Source organism: Stenotrophomonas geniculata ATCC 19374 = JCM 13324 (assembly GCF_001431625.1).
Taxonomy (GTDB): domain Bacteria; phylum Pseudomonadota; class Gammaproteobacteria; order Xanthomonadales; family Xanthomonadaceae; genus Stenotrophomonas; species Stenotrophomonas geniculata.
The window spans coordinates 1-1,027 of the sequence record NZ_LLXT01000025.1 but is presented as its reverse complement, the minus strand read 5'-3'; the positions used below and the strand labels follow the sequence as shown (position 1 = coordinate 1,027).

General features: G+C 60.9%; 1 protein-coding gene. It reads left to right on the top strand.

Annotated elements, in window-relative coordinates; genetic code table 11:
* Window positions 1–120 precede the first annotated feature (120 nt).
* A partial coding sequence (locus tag ARC63_RS01555; protein ID WP_139042356.1) for a tyrosine-type recombinase/integrase occupies window positions 121–1,027 on the top strand: 907 nt, incomplete at its 3' end.

The following is a 1,027-nucleotide window of genomic DNA, read 5'->3' as shown; positions in this document are numbered from 1 at the left end:
CTGCGACCTACGCATTACGAATGCGAACGATTCTCATCTTAGTCATTTAAAAACAACGGCTTATTGAACTCAAGGGAAAATCTTGGGAAAATCCATTCTTCCAATCAAAGGACTGAACGAATGGCCCGTCCAAAAAAAGCTGCACGCACGAAGGGCGTCTACGACCGCGGCTCGGCGTTCCAGGTGAAGATCAAGCGCAAGGATGCATCGGGCAACCTGCACGCCATCAACCGCACCTTCCCTTACAGCGAGGCGACCCGAGCCAAGGCCCTCGCCCAGGCCGAGGCGTTCGCTTCTTCAGAGCGCGCCGCGCTCCACGAAGAGAAGCAACCCGCCTCCAACCTGATGGGCAACCAGAATCTGGGGGTCTGGATCGAGCGCTACATCTCCGAGGTGCTCTCACTCAAGGCCAAGGATGGCAAGAAGAAGGGGAGCGACAACGATGCCCGGCTCCTCCGCTTGCTCGCCCAACGCTTCCCTGCCACCTTCAGCAAGCCGGTGGGCAAGCTCACTCCCCAAGACTTTGGCCTCGCCAACGGCGGCATGGCCCGGTCGTTGGAAGACGACTACTACCTCGCCCCCGCCACCATCACTCGCCAACTCGCCGTTCTCTCCAGCGTCTTTACCGCGGCGATCAAGCGCTGGGGCTTCAAGATTGACAACCCCATCCACGCCACGCTCAAGCCCAAGGTTCGGAACGAGCGTGAGCGGGTGGTTACTGATAAGGAGTGGGCGGACATCCTGACCGCCCTCGCCCCCATGTCCCCATCCACCCGTGCTGCCATTGCCTTCCTGCGCTGGACCGCGGCCCGACGCAGCGAAGCCATCAATCTACGCTGGGAGGATTTGGACTACAGCAAGCAGCGTCCCGAGGCCACGTTCCGGGACACCAAGAACCCCAAGGGCGGCAAGCCCATCAATCGGACCATCTTCCTCACATCCGAGGCCGTCGCAGTGCTGGACACCCTGACCGAAGAGCTCCACGCCGCCAAGCTGCGCAAGGATCGCATCCCGCCCTCCCCCAAGA